The sequence below is a fragment of the Paenibacillus agaridevorans genome (genome assembly GCF_018604145.1).
In the GTDB taxonomy this organism is placed as follows: Bacteria; Bacillota; Bacilli; order Paenibacillales; family Paenibacillaceae; genus Pristimantibacillus; species Pristimantibacillus agaridevorans.
In genome coordinates this window covers 5,764,944-5,784,862 of the sequence record NZ_CP075889.1, presented here as the reverse complement: position 1 = coordinate 5,784,862, position 19,919 = coordinate 5,764,944, and the positions used below count along the sequence as shown (strand labels likewise).

Annotated in this window: 17 protein-coding genes and 1 pseudogene; 12 read left to right on the top strand and 6 right to left on the bottom strand. The window is 54.9% G+C overall.

The window, feature by feature from the left end:
• Window positions 1-256: 256 nt before the first annotated feature.
• The 4 genes from KJW29_RS23170 to KJW29_RS23155 form a co-directional block, all read right to left on the bottom strand.
• Window positions 257-1,480: an MFS transporter gene (locus tag KJW29_RS23170; RefSeq protein ID WP_214626391.1), complete on the bottom strand. Its 1,224-nt coding sequence runs from the start codon at window positions 1,478-1,480 to the stop codon at window positions 257-259.
• A gap of 81 nt (window positions 1,481-1,561) precedes the next feature.
• Complete coding sequence (locus KJW29_RS23165; RefSeq protein ID WP_246608346.1) at window positions 1,562-3,838, bottom strand: ATP-binding cassette domain-containing protein; 2,277 nt, start codon at window positions 3,836-3,838, stop codon at window positions 1,562-1,564.
• A 73-nt stretch (window positions 3,839-3,911) separates the two neighbouring features.
• Window positions 3,912-4,496 carry a dihydrofolate reductase family protein gene (locus KJW29_RS23160; RefSeq protein WP_425517446.1) on the bottom strand — a complete coding sequence of 195 codons (585 nt, stop codon included), beginning with the start codon at window positions 4,494-4,496 and terminating at the stop codon, window positions 3,912-3,914.
• 33 nt (window positions 4,497-4,529) lie between these two features.
• Window positions 4,530-5,732, bottom strand: a complete 1,203-nt coding sequence (locus KJW29_RS23155; RefSeq protein WP_214626388.1) for a patatin-like phospholipase family protein — start codon at window positions 5,730-5,732, stop codon at window positions 4,530-4,532.
• Window positions 5,733-6,132: 400 nt separating this feature from the next.
• Between KJW29_RS23155 and ligD the strand changes: the two genes are divergently transcribed.
• Window positions 6,133-7,452, top strand: a complete 1,320-nt coding sequence (gene ligD, locus KJW29_RS23150) for a non-homologous end-joining DNA ligase (RefSeq protein WP_246608345.1) — start codon at window positions 6,133-6,135, stop codon at window positions 7,450-7,452.
• Between the two features lie 26 nt (window positions 7,453-7,478).
• Here ligD and KJW29_RS23145 read toward each other — a convergent pair whose 3' ends face one another.
• Window positions 7,479-7,655, bottom strand: coding sequence for a hypothetical protein (locus KJW29_RS23145; protein WP_214626387.1), 177 nt, complete (start codon window positions 7,653-7,655; stop codon window positions 7,479-7,481).
• A gap of 133 nt (window positions 7,656-7,788) precedes the next feature.
• Here KJW29_RS23145 and KJW29_RS23140 point away from each other — a divergent pair, with 133 nt between their 5' ends.
• The 8 genes from KJW29_RS23140 to KJW29_RS23110 all read left to right on the top strand — a co-directional run bounded on the left by KJW29_RS23140 (window position 7,789) and on the right by KJW29_RS23110 (window position 15,938).
• The gene (locus KJW29_RS23140) at window positions 7,789-8,535 is read left to right on the top strand and encodes a tryptophan-rich sensory protein (RefSeq protein ID WP_214626386.1); all 747 of its coding nucleotides are present in this window, start codon (window positions 7,789-7,791) and stop codon (window positions 8,533-8,535) included.
• Window positions 8,536-8,702: 167 nt separating this feature from the next.
• A complete protein-coding gene (locus tag KJW29_RS23135) occupies window positions 8,703-9,329 on the top strand; it encodes a ribonuclease H-like YkuK family protein (RefSeq protein WP_246608344.1) in 627 nt (208 codons plus the stop codon).
• Window positions 9,330-9,826: 497 nt separating this feature from the next.
• Window positions 9,827-9,952 carry a hypothetical protein gene (locus KJW29_RS36540; protein WP_281426283.1) on the top strand — a complete coding sequence of 42 codons (126 nt, stop codon included), beginning with the start codon at window positions 9,827-9,829 and terminating at the stop codon, window positions 9,950-9,952.
• Between the two features lie 146 nt (window positions 9,953-10,098).
• Window positions 10,099-11,325, top strand: a complete 1,227-nt coding sequence (locus KJW29_RS23130) for an RtcB family protein (RefSeq protein ID WP_214626385.1) — start codon at window positions 10,099-10,101, stop codon at window positions 11,323-11,325.
• Window positions 11,326-12,120: 795 nt separating this feature from the next.
• Complete coding sequence (locus KJW29_RS23125) at window positions 12,121-12,384, top strand: hypothetical protein (protein ID WP_214626384.1); 264 nt, start codon at window positions 12,121-12,123, stop codon at window positions 12,382-12,384.
• Between the two features lie 37 nt (window positions 12,385-12,421).
• Complete coding sequence (locus KJW29_RS23120; protein ID WP_214626383.1) at window positions 12,422-13,819, top strand: hypothetical protein; 1,398 nt, start codon at window positions 12,422-12,424, stop codon at window positions 13,817-13,819.
• A gap of 29 nt (window positions 13,820-13,848) precedes the next feature.
• Window positions 13,849-15,081, top strand: coding sequence for an aminopeptidase (locus tag KJW29_RS23115; RefSeq protein WP_214626382.1), 1,233 nt, complete (start codon window positions 13,849-13,851; stop codon window positions 15,079-15,081).
• Window positions 15,082-15,182: 101 nt separating this feature from the next.
• Window positions 15,183-15,938 (top strand): arylamine N-acetyltransferase family protein, encoded by a 756-nt coding sequence (locus tag KJW29_RS23110; RefSeq protein ID WP_214626381.1) that lies wholly within the window; start codon window positions 15,183-15,185, stop codon window positions 15,936-15,938.
• A gap of 74 nt (window positions 15,939-16,012) precedes the next feature.
• Here KJW29_RS23110 and KJW29_RS36890 read toward each other — a convergent pair.
• Window positions 16,013-16,147, bottom strand: a pseudogene (locus KJW29_RS36890) (ROK family protein); the annotation flags it as partial.
• 180 nt (window positions 16,148-16,327) lie between these two features.
• Here KJW29_RS36890 and KJW29_RS23105 point away from each other — a divergent pair.
• From KJW29_RS23105 to KJW29_RS23095, 3 genes are all read left to right on the top strand, one after another.
• On the top strand, window positions 16,328-17,989 hold the full coding sequence (locus KJW29_RS23105) for an extracellular solute-binding protein (RefSeq protein WP_214626380.1): 1,662 nt from the start codon (window positions 16,328-16,330) through the stop codon (window positions 17,987-17,989).
• A 97-nt stretch (window positions 17,990-18,086) separates the two neighbouring features.
• The gene (locus KJW29_RS23100; RefSeq protein WP_214626379.1) at window positions 18,087-18,992 is read left to right on the top strand and encodes an ABC transporter permease; all 906 of its coding nucleotides are present in this window, start codon (window positions 18,087-18,089) and stop codon (window positions 18,990-18,992) included.
• A gap of 33 nt (window positions 18,993-19,025) precedes the next feature.
• Entirely contained in the window at window positions 19,026-19,910 is an 885-nt protein-coding gene (locus KJW29_RS23095) for a carbohydrate ABC transporter permease (RefSeq protein WP_087567416.1), read from the top strand.
• Window positions 19,911-19,919 lie beyond the last annotated feature (9 nt).

The window sequence follows — 19,919 nt, the reverse complement described above, 5'->3', positions numbered from 1 at the left end:
CGGTTTGTCTGGATTTCTCACGTATAGCGACGCAGAGTTCCGTTAGATTTTAAAATCACGCCAAACGATCCATATAAGGGCCCTCACTTCCGTTAACACGTTGGCGATGATTTATTGCAGCTTCATTTTCAGTTTTGCACACCATGAATCGACGGCCTCAATATGTCCGTTAGGCAGGGAGGCAAGGAGTGACTGGACGTTTTGTTTTATTGAATGACCGTCAGGTGATGTTGTTCTTCTTGTAAGAAGAACGGCGCTACTTCGCTATTGCCGTGTCTCCCGACGATCCTATACCCGAACTGCGGCCGCGTTCCTTCGCCATCGACCAGCCGATCAAGATTAGCGATACGACGATAATGGCGGTCGGGATAAGGAACAGCAGCGGATGATATCCTTCGATAAATAGCGGGAGAACATAGCCGAGCAGCGTAGCCATCAGGATGATGCTTTCGTACAGGCTGGCGCCGAAACCGCTGCGGCCAAGGAACATGCGCTGTACATAACCCATCGCCACGCCGAACTTGATGGAGACGAACAGCGAATAGACGGGCTGCACGAGGAAGAAGTAGGCGAGCGGAGGCGACGCAAGATAGACGGCGTAGCTGGCAATTGCGCACAAGCCACCCAGCATTAAAATACGCTTGGTGCCATAACGCGCCGCCCAGTAGCCGGAAACGGTCATGAGCAGCAGCTCGAATACGGCCTGTACGCTCCAGATGTAGGAGGCGAATTCGGCGCGGCCGAACAACTCTTTTACCACGAGCGGCAGGTATAGTCCGCGCACGGCGTCAGCGCATGCAATCATAAGAATAGCGAGAAGCATGAGGAGAGAAAAAGGTTCTCCTCCCTTCGGCGCCGCGACTTTTTTGCCCCCCGTCGGCGTTTCGGCGCCTAGCTCTTTGTGCATCAGAAGCAAGACCATCAGGGCGGCATAACCGGTCAGATTGCCCCATAAGACCCCCTGAAACGTCGCGAGCACATACAGGTTGGCTCCGATCAGCAAGCCGGCGAAGAAACCGACGCTCATCGACGAACGCAGCCAAATAAGCGCCATCTCGACCAGAGTGGGAGCCAGGCGGGCAAAGTGGTTCCGCGCCAGCGCGAACAGCTGTCCCATAATGAGTCCGGAGGGAGCCGATGCCACGCACAGGAAGATGAGCGCCTGCGCGTAATTATCCGCCCGCATATACAACAGCAGTCCCGTCATGCAGATGATTGCCGCGCCGATGGCAATCCTTTTTTTGCTCCTCATCCGGTCGCTAAAGATGCCGACCGTTATCGTGACGATGAGGTTGAGCAAGGCGGAGATCGCGAATACCGATACGATCTGTCCTTTGTCAAGCCCGATGTTCTCGCTCAGATAGATGGCATTCATGGGCGCAAGTATGCCGAGTCCGATGCCATAGCAGAACAACGCGCCCAATAACCCGCGAGCACCGGGTACGTCCGCGAACGTCCGCAAGTCTTTCCATATGTTCAATCGAATCGCTCCCAATCGGATCAGTGGATCATAATCTAGTTACGAGTATACCACCAACCTTCCGATCTGTATCGATCCTTATCAGGAAGACGCTCCCTGGCCGCCTTCCGACTTGCGCAAATACGCCCCCGTTATCGAATGCTCGGCAGCGGCAAGCTGGACGGGAGTGCCTTCGAAAACAATGCGGCCACCCTGATGTCCGCCCTCGGGGCCCATGTCAATAATCCAATCGGCCCTCTTGATTACATCCATGTTGTGCTCGATGACCACCACCGTGTTGCCCCCATCGACCAGGCGGTTCATGATGTCCATCAGACGGGAGATATCGTACATATGCAATCCGGTTGTCGGCTCGTCCATCACATAGAGATTGCCCTCCTTATGCAGCTCGCCGGCGAGCTTGATGCGTTGGCATTCTCCGCCCGACAAGGTGCTTAAAGGTTGGCCCAGCGTCACGTATCCGAGTCCCACATCCTCCAGCGTCTGCAATTGACGGAGCAGTTCCTTCCTGCTGAAGAACTCCAAAGCTTCCCGTACCGTCATGGCGAGGATGTCGCTGATGGATTTTCCGTTCAGCTTGTATTCCAGCACTTCGTCGCTGAACCGCCTGCCCTCGCAGCTTTCGCAAATCGTCCTTATCGGCTCGAGAAAGGCCAAATCCGTGTATATCATCCCGAGACCCTGACAGTTGGAACAGGCTCCTTTGGAGTTGAAGCTGAACAACGATGCGCTCACCTTGTTGGAGGCTGCGAACAGCCGCCGGATCTCGTCCATCATTCCCGTATAAGTGGCCGGATTGGAGCGGATGGATGTGCCTACGGCCGACTGGTCGATGACAATCGACCCTGGATGCGAGGGCAGGAAGGCTCCGTTAATCAACGTGCTTTTGCCCGAGCCGGCTACGCCCGTTACCACGGTCAGCACACCGACGGGGATATCGACGGTAACATCCTTCAGATTGTGAAGCCTGGCGCTGGTTACGGTCATCCAATCCGTAGGCGTCCTGGTTGAAGTTTTCAAGGGCAGGCTTTGCTTTAAGTGCCGTCCTGTCGGCGTATCCGCGCGGAGCAGGCCCGCAAAGTCTCCTTCGTAGACGATTTCTCCGCCGCGTGTTCCTGCAAGCGGTCCGACATCGATGATGTAATCGGCGATTTCGATCACCTCGCGGTCGTGTTCGACGACGAGCACGGTATTGCCTTTGTCCCGGAGCTGACGCAGCATGCCGTTGAGACGATGGACATCTCGCGGATGCAGCCCCACGCTCGGCTCGTCGAAAATGTAGATCATGCCGGTAAGGCTGCTGCTCAGATGACGGACCATCTTGATGCGCTGCGACTCCCCGCCCGACAAAGTGGCGGTCTGCCGGTCCAGACTCAGATACTCCAGTCCGATGGAAACCAGATGGTTCAGCCGGGTTAAAATCCCGCCGATCATCGGACCCGCAACGGGATCCCGAATGGCTTCAATCATAGGGATCAGCTCGCCGATCTCCATCGCCGCGCACTCCGCAATGTTGTATCCGTTAATCCGGCAGCCCAAGGCCGCTTGGTTAAGCCGGCTTCCCCCGCAAAGGTTACACTCGCTAAAGGATAGAAAACGTTCCACCGTTTCGCGTTTGGCATCCGATATCTCGCTGCTGTCCCGCTTTACATACAGGCGGGTGAGCTTGGGCAGCAGACCTTCGTAATTCGATTCGATAACGCCGCCTATGGTGCGGTATACGATTTTGCTTTCTTTGCCGTTTAGGAGAGTATCCCATTCGGCCGGCGAATAGTCGGCAAGCCGCTTGTCGTTGTCGAACAAGCCGGAATGGGTGTACGTATTCAAGTACCAGCTTCCCACTTTAAAGACGGGGAACAGAATGGCGCCTTCATTAAGCGATTTGGACTTGTCGAACAACTTGTCCACGCTAAACTGCACCACCTGTCCGACTCCGGAGCATTCCGGGCACATGCCGGCCGGTTCGTTAAACGAGAAGACATGAGAAGAGCCGACCGAAGGCTTGCCGATTCTGGAGAAAAGCAGCCGGAGCATGGCATAAATATCCGTGATTGTGCCAACCGTCGAACGGGAGTTGCCGCCGAGTCTTTTCTGATCGATGACAACCGCCGTAGACAAGTTCTCGATGAGATCGGTATCCGGCTGACTAATCCGGGGCAGCCGATTGCGGACGAACGCGGAAAACGTCTCGTTAAGCTGCCGCTGAGCTTCTGCGCTGATAGTGTCGAAAACAAGGGAGGATTTGCCCGACCCCGAGACGCCGGTGAAGATCGTGATTTTTTGCTTCGGGATGCGGACATTTACGTTTTTCAGGTTATTCTCTCGCGCTCCTTCAATTACGATATCATAGCCGTTCATAGACATCACCTCGGATTTCTATTTTCCAAGCTATCACAGTTTAACTGAAGTACCATGACAACATATGTCATGATTAAACGAGCGAATGGTAAATGAGTTGTACAACGCCCGAGGAGAACGTTTTTGTATGAACCGTTTTTAAATTCAACCTCTGTTTTATATCCGCAAACAGCGGTTTGCCTTCTCCCAAAACAACAGGGTGAACGGATAATCTAAATTCATCGACAAGTCCTAAGTTGATAAAAGTCGTAATCAAACTTGCTCCGCCATATAACCAGATGTCTTTACCCGGCTCATTCTTTAATTTAGCCACTTCTTCAAGAATACCGTCATTGATGAAAATGACTTGATCATCGGTACTCCCTTTCGTCCTGGAAAACACGTATTTTTTTTTGCTATGAACCAATTCCCAAAATTCTTTTTCAGAATCCGAATGTTCGATTTCCGGAGTATATTGTCCCCATAAATCATAGCTTTTTCTTCCATATAAAATGGTGTCGACTTGATCTAAAAAATGATTAAACTCCATCTCGGCGTCCATAATGCACCAGTCGATTTCACCATTTTTCCCTTCAATAAAACCATCTAAAGTAACCGCCAAATCTAAAATGATTTTTCGTTTCATGAGCAGTAACTCCTTTCGTTGACCTACCCCCATTATAGATCCTCAAATACGTCACCTTATGTCATATTAAGCTTCTGGCCCTTCGGGCAGCCGAACGGCCTCCAGTATACGCTGCGCGGCCATGCAGAGCTCCACTTGACGGAAGCCGAGACCGCGGGTGTTCCGTAGCGGACCGCTTATGGCGGTACGAATCCAGTCCGCGAAGGAGTAAACGGCGTATTTGTGCACGTCCTTTGCTGTCGCTAAAGTCTCTGCCAGAGCGATGATAAAGGCCAGAGACGACGCGTCCGCCGGCAACCGCATGCTGCCGGACAACCTGGGCACGATACTTTTGCTCCACAATTCCCGAGGCGGAAGTCCGCCAACGCCGAGCATGCGGCCGACACCCAACACTTTGGCTTCGGGGAGCGAGTCGAGCATCTCCTTGCACATCTCTTCGGTTAGTCCGCCGATGTCGACGCAATACGTTTTCCCTTGCAACCCTCTAAGCTGCCGAATGGCGTCGTAGTAGCCCATGTTCAAGCTGCGTCGGATCGACTCGGGGTTAAAGCTCATCATGCCGCCGAGCGGCTCGGAAGGCGAGATGGTCGTAACCGTCATGCCGGGATACCGGGCTTTGCGAGTAATCCCGAGTCCAAGCGTCCTGATCGCAACGACTTGTTTGTAGCCTTTAAGAGCCAGCATATTAATCGGACAGTTGTCATACAGCCCCCCGTCGATAAAAGCCTCGTTGTCGATGACGGTCGTTTGAAAGCCGGGAAAGGAAGCGCTGGCCATCAAATAATTCGCCAACTGTCCTTGCGGTATATCTTCCTTGTACAGCTCGCGCGGGGCGCGGCCCGTCAAGGATACCGTTACCAGCCCGAAGTCGGCAGGGGATTCTCTCAGCCGGCTTTCATCGACAACGGATGCGATCAATTGCCGCATCTTCCTGGTATCCATGCCTCTGCTCGCGATGAGTTTCCGGGTTCTCGAGGCCAAGTGGCGCAAGGCGCTTGTGTCGAGCCTGCGCCGCATCAGCAGATGGTATTCCTCATCGGTAATATCGAAAATCGCGCGGGCATCCAGCCGCTCCCACAGCCGATAGCCGCTCTCGAAGTCGCCTTGCGCGATGACGGCTCCGTTAAGCGCGCCGATCGAGGTGCCGACTACCGCGTCGAACGTATGACCCGCCTCCAAGTACGCTTTCGCCACTCCCATATGATAAGCGCCTTTGGCGCCGCCGCCTTCAAGCGCCAGCCCCAGCCCCGGCTTTGCTGCTTCCGCCATGATGGCAATCCTCCCGTCTGTCTCGTTGCTCCGTTATGTATCCGCTTATAAAGATATGTATGCCGAACCTTGCAGACATTTCCATTATACCTCCGGCAATCATGCCATGCATATGGCGAGAAGGTATATTCGGCCTGCATAACGTCAGACAATATGTTCGAGTTCAAAAAGTTCGGTTTTCAGCACCGAGAAGATGGAATGCAAGTAGAAACTGAGGAGCGGAGCGTAGTGGAAGCTACGTGAGCACCTGCAATGTTTCCGGAGGAAACATACTTCGAAAGCATATGCTTAGTTTCGCTTGCGTTCCATATTCGATGTCGAGTACGCTTCCTGGCATACTTCGTGATCAAAAGCGAACTTTTTGAACAACCTCTATATCGAAGAGAGGAAGGAGATGGTCATGACAAATCTCGGGAGTATAGCGGGGATGACGGCGCACTTCAAGCAAGGAGCCGGACTCTATCGCGGGGTTTTCGTCGTGCTTGGATACGACAGGTCGCAAGACAGATTCATAGCAGGGTTGTTGCAAGGGAATGGAGAATGGGCGGCAGTCGGTTCCTTCCGGGAAGGGATGAAGCCGGAGGAGAGGGAGACGCTCGCCAAGACGATTCTGGACAATCGGGGGGAGGAGGGCGGTTTGCTTTCGCTGGTCCGGACCAAGCCGGGGATTTGCGTGGAGCTCGGTTTCGGCGGACTTGCAGACAGCGATAATGGCGGGAAGGGTCTTGAATCGGCGGTCGTTTATCTTGTTCATCCCACTTTTTGTTCCTTCCGATTCGGAGAGAAGGCGGACACTTGCTCCTGGAGCAGGCTGATCGTGGACAATGCGGACCTGCTCCCCAAGGCGGGATTGACGCACCCGGACAAGCCATTGTGGGCTTCCGCCGGCATCGCCAAGGAGGATTATGCGGCTTATCTCATCCGGATCGCTCCCCGGCTGCTGCCTTTTTTGCAGAATAGAGTATTGACCTCGATTCGGTATCCTCACGGTGTGCCGGGGGAGTTGTTTTATCAAAAAAATTGTCCCACATACGCACCGCCTTTTGTCCGTACCTCGGAATCCGCAGGGATTAACTACATCGTCTGCGACGACCTGTCGACGCTGGTCTGGCTTGGCAATCAGGCGGTTATCGAGCTCCATGTCCCGTTCCAGCGCATCGGCGAAACGAATCCGCTCGAGATTGTGCTGGATCTCGATCCGCCAAGCCGCAAGGAGTTTGCGCTCGCGGTGCGCGCGGCTATCGAAATTCGCCAGGTGCTTGACCGGTTCGGCATAACAGGTTATCCCAAAGTATCCGGAGGGAAAGGGATCCAGATCCACATTCCGCTTGGCCCGGAAAACACGCTGACGTACGACGACACAAGAGTGTTCACGTCATTCGTCGCGGAATATTTGGTACAGAAGTTTCCTGCGCTGTTCACGATCGAGCGGCTAAAGAAGAAGCGGGGCGGCCGGCTTTATGTCGACTATATTCAGCATGCGCCCGGCAAAACAATCATAGCCCCCTATTCCGCCAGAGGCACGGAAGCGGCCACGGTGGCGGCTCCCTTGGAGTGGGACGAGGTGAATGATGGCCTCGCGCCGGAGCAATTTACGATTCCGTCGGTGTTGGAGCGGCTTCATACAAGGCCTTGTCCGATGCGGAATTACGGGGTCCAATCCAACTCTGTCCTTGGCATTGTCATTGCGCAACTGAAAGCGGGAACGACCCGCTTGTAATCAAGGCTAAAGCAAAGCCGTCCCCCTTAGCGGAAGGACGGCTTCTTAAGCGAGCGCTTGCTCGCGGACTCCAGCAGCGCCGGATCGAATTCGCCCAGCTTGCGGATGAAGCTGCTGGCGCTGGATGCCCGGCCTTGTATCACCGGAACGCGCGGACCGGACCGCCAGGCAAGCCCGGCGCAACAGGAATAAGATTCCTGCAAGCCAGGGATACTAGGACCGAATCTGTATTTTTTTGCCCCAAATGCAGCGAGATTGGCTCCGTCCTTGTTTAATAATTTTACGATAAGGTGAATAGATAAGAATTAAGCTTGTCTATTCGGAGGTGTGCTAGCTATGAGATATGTTCATGCTATTGGTCTGGTACTCGTGCTTGTGATGAATGTCTTGGCCCAAAGGCTGCCGCTAGGAGGCCGAACGACGGGGGAGCTGTCGGCGAAGTACCCCTCGCTCGTTACGCCGGCCGGTTACGCCTTCTCCATCTGGCTGCTCATCTACGCGTTTCTGATCGGATTCGTTATTTATTCCTTCACGCATGCCGGCAGGAACAGTAAAGCCGTGCAAGCGGTCGGTTTTTATTTCCCTCTCAGCTGCGTGTTTAATGCAGGCTGGCTTCTTGCTTGGCATTATGAATATGTGAACGCAAGCGTATTCGTCATGCTTGCGCTGCTTCTTACGATAATCGCGATCTATACCCGCGTCCGGGCGGCAGGCGAAACGTACGTGTCGATGGGGGAGCGATGGTTCGTCCGCGTGCCGTTTAGCCTGTATTTGGGGTGGATCTGTGTCGCAACCATCGTCAACATCTCCTCGGCGCTCCATGCAAGCAAATGGGACGGATTCGGACTGTCGGAGACTTTGTGGGCGCCAATCGTGCTTGCAGTCGGCGCCGTGATTGCGCTCGCTATCGCTTTTACTAGGAGAGACGCGGTCGCGCCGCTTGTCTTCGTCTGGGCTTACGTTGCCATCTGTATGAAGCAACAAGATCATCCGGCTGTCGTCTACACGGCTGCTGTCCTGGCTGTAGTCCTCGCGGCAGCAGCGGTTCTCGCTTTCCTTCGCAGCATGCGAACGGCAAGCTAATGCAGTCCCCCCGAACTTTCTCCGATGATTCCCGTCTCAGAGAGCCCTGATGTTCGGGGTCTTTTTTTCGTTGAGCGGAAGTACACATCTAAGTGGGGTTATAAGGGCGTTCGTACAACCGCAGAGGCTGGGGGCGAGCGTATGATACAGAAGCAGAGGCCATAGCCATGGAAAGGAAGAAGCCGAATTTGCTTCCACGGGTGATCCTTATGAAGAAAAAACATTACGCGTTGCTTCACGAGACCGTGTTTCGTAATAGGACCGACAAGGATATGACGCTGGACGAGGTATTTCTGCGGATTGTGGGTTTTATGAAAAGCGATGCGCGTTCTTCGTACCAGCTGGTGATCGGCACGGACGCGCAGGTGCATGCCGGCCATACCAAGTTTATAACGTCGATCGTTATTTTTCGGCCGGGTCGGGGGGCGTGGTTCTGTTATCGGCAGGTCATTTTGCCTCGCGAAATCTATTCCATTCAAGAAAAGTTGACGCTGGAGACGACGTTTAGCCAGGAGATCGCGGCGTTCTTCGACGCGGCCAAACTCTCGGAGCTCGAGGATATTCTGCTGCCGCATGTTTATCAAGGCGCCGAGCTCAGCATGTACATCGACATCGACGCGGGCACGGACGAGAGGCGCAACCAGACTGCCGCTTTCGTGTCCGAGATGGTGGGCAGGGTCGAAGCAATGGGCGTGTCGGCTCGCGTAAAGCCGGAGGCCATCGTCGCGTCGTCTGTCTCCAACCGCTTCACGAAGACGCCACATCGCGGCACTTGCGTCAACCAGTCGGGTTAAGCCCGATGGTGGATGGCCGGATGCCCTGCGGATGGGATCGCCCGCCGGGTGGAGCGGGACAAGCCTGTTACCTGGAGCAGCTCGAGTTGTGGGAACTGAGCCGCATGGGGGCCGAGTCGTGCGAATGTAGCTGAAAAATCGACTATAATGCGCCGCGTGGAGACAGGCGGGGACGAGTAAATGTGTATGAAAAAGCGAGTACAATGGGGCACGGAAAGGCGGGGACGAGCGAATGTGTATGAAAAACCGAGTACAATGGGGCACGGACAGGCGGGGACGAGCGAATGTGTATGAAAAAGCGAGTACAATGGGGCGCTGACAGGCGGGGACGAGCGAATGTGTATGAAAAACCGAGTGCAATGGGGGGCTTAAGGGCGTGGGCGAGCATATGTGTATGAAAAAGCGAGTACAATGGGCGCGGACAGGCGGGGAAGAGTAAATGTGTATGAAAAAGTGAGTACAATACGCGCGCGGACGGGCAGGGGCAGCATATGTGTATGAAAAATCGCGCACTGGAGCAGATCCGGGCAAATGTAGCTGAACGCATCAGTACTGCTCCTTCGAAGCAACCGAACATGAGAGCCAATCGATCCGCCCGAATCGGCAATCGGCATCCCACATAGCGGCATCGGCATGCCCGTAGCCGGCTCAAACTTTCGCCAGCCATACTTTCACCCTGTTCGGAGACGGCGAAATCAGCGACAATGGAGCGAGTGCGGCATACATAAGGTGCGGCGAACATGAAAGGTTAAAGGAGCGAATCATTTATATGGCTTATCAAATTATTGACGGCGTCCGTGTATGGGGAACGCCGGATCCGGGCGCGATGTCGCAGGCAAAAACATGTGCCGAACACGGCAACGTCTTGCAGGCGCTGCTGATGGCCGATCATCATAAAGGGTACAGCCAGCCGATCGGAGGCGTGGTCGCGTACGACGGACAGATCTCTCCGTCCGGCGTCGGCTACGACATTGCCTGCGGCAACAAGGCGGTACGCACCAATCTGATGGCAGCGGACGTCAAGACGTCCTTGCCCGCCATCATGGACGCCATCGCCCGCAAGGTGTCCTTCGGCGTAGGGCGCGTCAATAGCGAGAAGGTGGACCACCCGCTGTTCGACGATCCAGACTGGAACGTGTATAACGCAATAGGGAAGCAGGAGCATGACAAATTGAAGGCGCTCGCGCACAGTCAGCTCGGCACGGTAGGCAGCGGCAACCACTATGTCGATTTATTCGAGGAGAAGGCGACGGGACGGTTGTGGATCGCGAACCATTTCGGAAGCAGGGGCTTCGGCCACAAGACGGCCAGCGGGTTCCTGAATCTGGCGGCAGGACGCGAATTTCTTGGAAAAGCGCCCGGCGAGAGCATGGATCAACCTCCCGTTCTGCTGGATCTGAACAGCGAGCTTGGCGATATGTACGAGCGCGCGATGAAGCTGGCCGGAAGATACGCGTATGCCGGTCGGGATTACGTGATCGGGCAGGTGCTTTCCATTTTGAGTGCGCAGGCCGACTTCGAGGTGCATAACCATCATAACTTCGCATGGCGGGAGCGGCATGACGGCAAGGAAGCCGTCGTCGTCCGCAAAGGCGCGACTCCGTCGGCGCCGGGGCAGCTTGGTTTTATCGGGGGCAGCATGGGGGACATCTCGGTCATCGTGAGGGGCAAGGCAACGGACGAGAATCGGGATTCCTTCTATAGCACCGTACATGGTGCGGGGCGAATCATGAGCCGGACGCAGGCCGCGGGCAAAATGAATTGGAAGACGAGGACGCGCGCAGGCGGACAAATCTCTGCCGAAGCCATGAAGGAAGCCGTCGACGCATATGACGTCGAGCTTCGCGGAGCCGGTACGGACGAAAGTCCTTTTGTGTACCGCAAGCTTCAGGATGTTCTTGACGCGCACTCGGAAACGATCGAGGTTCTGCATGTATTGAAGCCCATAGGGGTGTGCATGGCGGGAGCGGACGAGTTTGACCCGTATAAGGATTAGTAGAAGACACTTGCGCAGCCCGGCGCAGGTGTTTTTCTAATTATAGGAATGTGTAGGTTTTCTCCAAACTTGACCTATAATTCTCGGAATGAAACGCGCTGCGTCGCCAAAGGACGGAGACAGCCGTTTCACCTTGTAATTATATAGAATTTAAAATTTTCGAAGCGGGGCGCGAGTTCAGTCGCTGTCGCTACGGCGTGCCGTACGTGCGCAATAGCGACAACGGAACACAGAGCCCTTATTTCGGCGAATGGCGGGGTAAAGCCAGGGCTAGCGGAACTCAGAGACTTTATTGGTTGATAATAAGGGGGATGGAGCGCGATTGGGTTGGAATAAGAACGCTCAGTTCCGTAAGGGTACCCGAAACCGTTGATTTGGCGAAAATAACGTCGCTCAGTTCCGCACACCTGTTTAGTTTGGTCAACAAGCTCGTTTTGTTCACGTTTTTCCGCCATAGGGCTTTGCATTGCAAAGCTGAAGGCCACTCATCTCCCAAAGGCCCACCGTATATCGCATCGGAAAATAGAGGGGAAATCTCCCTTTAATCTGGAAAAATCGGAATATCGGCTCCGCATAGAGGGAAAACCTCCCTTTAATCGGGGTGGTTCAACCCGAAAACAGTGATTAGCCAAGGATTAGAGGTAGGATTTCCCTCTAAAGAGCAAGCAAGGGCGGAGACGAGGGTATTAGAGGGAGTTTTTCCTTTTATTCGAGAGAACGAACAGACAGGAGGGTACGCCGTTGCTTCTTTCTGGCTCTAGCACAAAAAAGACCGTCAGAAGGCAAGGGAAAATTATGGAAGATTCTGATGGCATCGATCTAAAGCTTGCCGACTGGCTGTTTTTCATGATTGAGGGCGGCTTCATCGATCTAAAGCATTCGAAAACCGAAAATCTATTTGGCGATAAAACTTTCATGACGCTGCCTACCTACCTCATGCTTCGAAGCAGCTTTGCTTTGCAAAGCTGGAGGCTGCTCATCTCTGAAAGGCCTCGACAGATGTTTTCTCAGTTGGCGAGGGAACGGGTTGCTCTACCGCCCGATCAATGGATAAGATAGTAACAAGAGCTTGAGGTGCGAGAGAGGGTGCATTCGTATGACAAAAAAAGGGTTGGAAGAGCAGCTCGCTTCGCTGACGAAGGAAGAGCTTATCGGGCTTCTGGCAGGGCTGGCGGAGCAATACGATGAGGTGAACAAGGATTTGTCGCTTCGTTTCGTCGAGACGGGCAGCAAAGAGTCGTTGAAGCAATACAAAGCGATTATCAAGGCTTCAATCAAGCAATATTCGGATCGGGGTTTCGTATTCTATCGCAATGTGTACAGGGCGTTGACTGGTGCACGGAAAGTCATGGAAGCCGCCGACGCGGCGACGGCAAAAGGGCAGTATCTTGCCGCGGCGGAGATCGTTTTGTGCGTGCTTCATGAAATGTGCGATCTGCTGCAAAAAAGCGACGACTCCGGCGGCGATGTGGGGGAAATGATCAAGGAGGGGTTAAGGCACTTGCTGACCTCCGCGGAGCAAGGGGGTAGCGTCGATACGAAGATACGAGCCTCCCTGTTTGCTATGACATTAAAAGAAGCGAAACATTCGAATTGGGATGGCTGGAACGAATGGCGGTTGTCCCTTATGCGAACCGCTTCCTTGTGGATGGACAGTCCGAAGGAGAAGGATCAATGGTGGAGCCAACTGGACGCGTTCGAGGCCGAGGAGCAAACGAAGGAATATCAAAGCAGCTTCTTCACGGAGGAGGCGTCGCAGCTTCGTTACGAGGTTCTCGCAAGATTCGACGGACCTGAGCAGGCCAACCGATACATGGAAGAACGTCTGGAAATCCAAGCGTTCCGGGACATCGCGATCGAGAGGGCCATTCTCGAGGAACGGTACGCCGATGCATTATCCTTAATCGAACAGGGAGAGCTTGGGGACAGGAAGCGAAGACACTGGGGACTGGTCAGCCACTGGGAAAAGAAACGGGCCATCATCTACGAAGCGACCGGCGATCGGGAAGCGCTGAAGGCTTTGGCCAAAAAATATACGCTCGAAGGCGAATATGAATTTTTCCTCAAGCTCAAGGAAGCGATGGACGTTTTGGAGTGGGAAGCGAACTACGAGGCGCTGCTGGATGAAATCGAAGAGGCTGCCCGAAGCGATTGGGAAGCAGGCTCGTTGTACAAAAAGTTGATTATAGAGGAGAAGCGCAACGACAGGCTGCTGCGATATGTAGAAAAGAACCCCCATTTATTGACGCACTATTATGTGCATTTGGTGGACAGCCACCCGGTGGAGCTGCACATGCTCTTTGTAAAACAGATCACGCACGAAGCCAAAGTTAGCGCGAACCGTAAGGAGTACCGCAAGGTGTGCGATATCATTCGGCATCTGATTAAGGCGGGAGGACGCGAGCATGCGGAAGGACTGATCCAATCGCTTCGCGAGGCTTACAAGAAGAGGGCTGCGTTCCTCGATGAATTGAACAAAATAAAACTGAATTAGGCTTTGCGAGAATGGAAGGAGAACAAGGAATGAATGATTTTGAAATCAAGCTGAACAAATACGCGGAGCTTGTCGTCAAGGTCGGCGTCAACATACAAACTGGACAGGTGCTGATTATCCATGCGCCTATCGAGACGAAGGAGCTGACAAGGCTCATCGTGGCGAAGGCGTACGAGGCCGGAGCCAAATACGTCATCGTGGAATGGGACGACGAGGACATTACCCGCATCCGGTACGAGAAGGCGCCGCAGGATTCGTTTGACTATTATCCGGGATGGGAGGCGGACCGTATGGAGCGGTTCGCGGAGGAAGGCGGCGCCATTCTGCATATCAAGGTGCCAAATCCGGAGCTGCTCCGCGGCATCGATTCCGCCAAGGTGGCAGCGGCGACCAAGGCCGCGGCAGTCGCGCGCAAGGCGTATTCGGCCTATACGCGCAACAGCCGGATCAGTTGGTCGCTTATCAAGGCGCCTACCCGCGCATGGGCGGACAAGGTGTACGCGGACTTGCCCGAGGAGGAGCGCATAGGAGCGATGTGGGAGGCGATCTTCCACATGGTCCGCGTGAACGCCGCCGACCCGGTAACCGCCTGGCGGGAGCATATCGGGGAGTTGAAGAAGCGTCAGAATCTGCTGAACGGCAAGAAGTACAAAAGCCTTCATTACCGCGCCCCGGGCACGGATTTGCAGGTGGCTCTGCCGGAAGGCCATATATGGCGCGGCGGCGGAGGAGAAAACGAGAAGGGCGTTTATTTCGTCGCGAACATGCCGACGGAGGAAGTGTATACGATGCCCCATCGGCTAGGCGTCAACGGAACGATTCGCAGCACGCTGCCGCTGAATTTGAACGGCAGACTGGTCGAGGGCATCACGTTGACGTTCAAGGAAGGCAAAGTCGTGGAGTATGACGCCAACTCGGGCCGCGAGCATCTGACGACGCTGCTGGAGACGGACGAAGGAGCGTCCTATCTGGGAGAGCTGGCTCTGGTGCCGCATGACTCGCCGATCTCGAACCTGAACCGCGTATTCTACAATACCGGCATCGACGAGAACGCATCCTGCCACTTCGCGCTTGGCAGCGCCTATCCCGTCAATCTTGAAGGCGGCACGAAGCTGTCGGGCGAAGAGCTGGTCGCCCGCGGGGCGAACGTCAGCCTGACGCATGTGGACTTCATGATCGGCTGCGCGGAGCTCGACATCGACGGGGAGCTGCCGGACGGCACGATCGAGCCGGTATTCCGCAAGGGGAATTGGGCGCAATAGCCCGACGCCTCAGGATGGAGAAATTCGAAGGTTCGTGTCGTACGATGTTAACGTTATGAATGATTGACGCAACTTAATTTCACTGGAGGGGGAACAGGGGAATGAACGTGGAGGCGTATTTGGCAAGAATCGGGCTTACAGGGAAGCCGGATGGCGGTACGGAGACGCTGGGCAAGCTGCAGGAGCTGCATCTCCAGGCCGTGCCGTACGAGAACCTGGATATTATGAACGGCGTACCGCTGTCGTTGCAGTTGGAATCCGTCTATGACAAGATTGTAGGCCGGGGACGCGGCGGCTATTGCTTCGAACTGAACGCGCTGTTCGGCTGGCTGCTGAGGGAGCTCGGCTACGAAGTGACGGATTACTTCGCCCGGTTCTGGCGCGACGAGGCAAATACGCCGCCTAAGCGCAGGCATCAGGTGCTTCGCGTCGAGGCAGAGGGCCGCGTCTTCCTGTGCGATGTCGGGGTAGGCGGTATCGTGCCCCGCAGGCCGCTGCTGCTTCAAGAAGGCTTGGAGCAGCGACAGGGCGGCGAATGCTATCGATTCGACCGGGATGCGGAATTTGGCTGGCTATTGATGGAGAAGAAGAAGGACGGCTGGGCCCGCCTCTTCTCGTTCACGGAGGAGCCTCAACTGCCGAAGGACTATCTGATGGCGTCCTTCTGGTGCGAGCATGCGCCGGATTCCGTGTTCAAAAATAACCGGATCGTAGCGATGCATACGAAAGACGGGCGAAACACGGTGTGGAACGAGGAGTTCCGCCTGTTCCGCCCGGACGGCGTCCATGCCTTTACACCGGCCTCCGAGGCGGAGGATGCCGAGGCGCTCAAGAAGTATTTCGGCATTGTGGTGTAGAGTGAAATTGGATGTCCATAGACGTCGAGAACGACGATGGGCCACAAGTATCCAGTATGTGCTTCCTCGCGAAGCAGTTCCGGCAGCGGGGTGTCCGAATCCGCAACGCCTCCTCCGATAATAATCAGTTCAGGATTGAGCAGATGGACGATCGAAGCGATTGCCGCCCCCAACGCGGCAATCGCTTCTTGCATAATGTCCGTCGCGAGCGGGTCTCCGGCTTGCCATTACAATCGATTGGACGGCCATTTCTCAAAAGGTGTATACGAAAGTAAACAGTAGTATATGGCTGGCGCGCCGGGTCCTTTCTATACTGAAAACAGGGACGACAAGCCGCGCTGCAGGGCGGCGGATGGATCCATATCAAGACCAGACGGAGGGGTAGTAGCATGAAGAAGAGATACAAAATGTTGACCATTGCCGCAACGCTAGCGTGCCTGACAGTGTCCGCTTGCAGCAACGGAGCGAACGAGCCGGCCGCATCGCCTAGTCCAAGCGCGGAAGCGGGGCAAGAACAGCCGCCCGAGACGAATGAAGTGATCGAGGTGACGACGGTATCGCCAAGCGATCCGTACCTGAAGTTCGACGAAGGCGAAAGCTTCGATAAAAACGCCGTGTACGACGCTTACGAGAAGGACATCGGCGTCCGGATCAAAAACAATTGGATCGCCGACGTCAGCCAGTTCAAGGAAAAGGTGAAAATCACAATCGCTTCCGACGATCTGCCCGACTTCGTGCTGGTGAACGCAACGCAGCTCAAGGAGCTGACCGAAGCGGACATGATTATGGATATTACGGAAGTGTACGACCAGCACGCCACGGAAGAGACGAAAAAGTTCCTGACGATGGATGGCGGCATGCAACTCAAGACGGCGACGTTCGACGGCAAGCTGATGGGCATTCCGAGTTCGTACAATCCATACCAGTATCAATATTTATACGTGCGCACGGATTGGCTGAAGGAGCTGAACCTGCCGGAGCCTAAGACGATGGACGACATCATGGCGATCGCGGAAGCTTTCAAAACCAAAAATCCGGGCGGCACCAAAACGCCGTACGGTCTCGCGGTTAGCAAAAACCCGTTCAGCATGGATACGGGCGTGACCGGTCTTCGCGCTTTCTTGAACGGCTACCACGCATACGAGAATATCTGGATCGAGGACGGCAACGGGGGTCTCGTAAACAGCGACATCCAGCCGGAAGTGAAGCAGGCGCTAGCCGCGCTGCAGGATATGTTCAAGAAAGGGCTGATCGATCCGGAGTTCGCGGTCAAGGATACGGAGAAAGCGGCCGAGCTTCTCTACGATAACAGCGTCGGCATCGTATACGGCGCATCGTGGACGCCTGCCCAGCTCGCGAAGGGCGCGGTGAAGGACGGCAAGGTGGTGCAGGAGTGGGGCGTGTTCCCGATCCCGACGTCGGACGACAAGCCGGCGCTGTCGCAGATCGGCCTTGGCGTAGACGAATATTACGTCATCTCCAAAAAAGCGAAACATCCGGAAGGCGTTATCAAGCTGCTGAACCATTGGATCGCGGTCGACAACCATCCGACCGACGAGCAGAAGGTATACGAGTTCGGCAAGGATCTCAAGGAGAAAGGCAACAACTATTGGCTGCTCAGCCCGCTCAGAGTCGGCAAGCAGAAGGACAACAACGGCGAAATTCTGCCGAAAGCCATCGAGAACAAAGATCCGAGCATCCTGGAGACGAAGGATCACCGGACGCGGTACGAACGCGCGATGAAATACGTCGACGGCGATACGAGCATGTGGTGGGAATATTTGATCTCCGGTCCGAAGGGCGCCTTCTCGCTGGTGCCTGCCATTCAGGATAACAAACAATATTTGCAGAACAAGTTCTATGGAGCGCCGACGCCGGCAATGGCGGAGCGCCAGGAAATTTTGCTCAAGAAGCGGGACGAGGTTTATTTCAAAATCATCATGAATCAAGTGCCGGTTGACGCGTTCGATGATTTCGTGCAGGAGTGGAAGAAGCTTGGCGGCGACGAAATTACGAAAGAAGTGAACGAGTGGTACGCCACCCATCAATAATCGATAGCGCGAAGGAGTCGGGGGATGGGGGCATTGCTCTCACCCCCGAACTGCTTGCGGGGGATTGTCGATTTAGTGAAACAGCGAGGTGAACGGGATGAACGGAATAACAAGGCTGTGGAAGAGGGAATGGCCTCTTCACATGATGCTGCTGCCCGCCATCGTATTGGTCGTCATATTCAGCTACGTGCCGATGGCCGGCATCGTCATGGCGTTCCAGAAATACGTGCCGAACAAAGGGTTGTTCGGCTCCCCCTTTATCGGTTGGCGGAATTTCCGGCTGCTGATGGATTATCCCGATATCGGGCGCATTTTTTTTAACACGATCTACATTGCGGTGATGAAAATCGTTGCGGGACTTTTTGTCCCGATTACCATCGCGATCCTGCTGAACGAGCTGCGCCGCGAATGGGTAAAGCGCACGTTCCAGACGCTTGTGTATTTGCCGCACTTCATGTCTTGGGTGCTGCTCAGCGGCATTTTGGTCGACGTTCTGTCGCCCACGTCGGGCGTGGTGAATCAGCTGCTTGGGTATTTCGGCGCGAAGCCGATCTTTTTCCTCGGCAGCAATGACTGGTTTCCTTACGCGATGGTCATCTCTGACGTATGGAAGGAATTCGGCTTCGGCACCATCGTGTATTTGGCCGCGCTGACGGGCATTAATCCGTCTCTGTACGAAGCGGCCGAGATCGACGGGGCGGGGCGCCTCAAGCAAACGTTCCACGTAACGCTGCCGGGCATGATGCCGATTATCGTGCTGATGCTGACGCTCAATATCGGAAACGTGCTGAACGCGGGCTTCGAGCAAATCTTCAACCTGTACAGTCCGCCCGTCTACGAAAGCGCGGACATTATCGATACGTTCGTCTACCGGATGGGCGTGCAGCAAGCGCAATTCGGCTTCGCGACGGCGGTGGGACTGCTCAAGTCGATCGTATCGTTCCTGTTTATTTCGTTTTCTTATTTCTTGGCTTACCGATTGGCGAACTACCGGATCTTCTGACCCGTCGCCAATTCTACGGAAGGGAGCATCATCATGACGAACTACCGCACTTGGGGCAGAACGGTTTTCGCGGGGTGCAATTACGCATTCCTGCTGCTTATCTCCTTGCTCTGTCTCATGCCCATCGTGCACATTCTGGCGATGTCGTTCAGCTCCGGGGCTGCGGCGGCCGCGGGACAAGTGGCGCTGTGGCCGGTCGACTTTACGACGGCCGCTTACGATAACGTCTTCGGCAAGCCGGAGTACCTGCGCGCGTTCTGGGTATCCGTCCAGCGCGTCGCGCTCGGCACGTCGCTCAGCATGGTGCTTATGATCATCACGGCGTACCCGCTCTCCAAGGATCACCGTCAGCTTAGGTTGCGCACCTTCTATGCCTGGCTGTTCGTCTTCACGATTCTGTTTAGCGGAGGGCTGATTCCGTCCTATCTGACCGTCAAGTCGCTTGGCATGATCGATACGATGTGGGCGCTTGTACTGCCGACCGCGATTCCGGTGTTCAATATTATTCTTCTGCTGAACTTTTACCGCAACTTGCCAAAGGAGCTGGAGGAATCGGCGCGTATCGACGGAGCAGGCCACTTCCGCACGCTGTGGCAGATTTACGTGCCGCTGTCGCTGCCCGCGCTAGCGACGACGGGGCTGTTCACGATGGTGGGGCACTGGAACAGCTGGTTTGACGGCATGCTGTACATGAATCATACTGAGAATTATCCGCTCCAGACATTCCTGCAGACGGTCATTATCAAGCTCGACTTCCGCTTCATCAAGGCGGAGAATGCCGAGCTGCTGCTGAAGCTGTCCGACCGGACGAGCCGCGCGGCCCAAATATTTGTGGCGGCGTTTCCGATATTGATCGTATATCCGTTTCTTCAACGGTTTTTCATCAAGGGCATCGTCATGGGCAGCGTGAAGGAATAGGAGTTGACT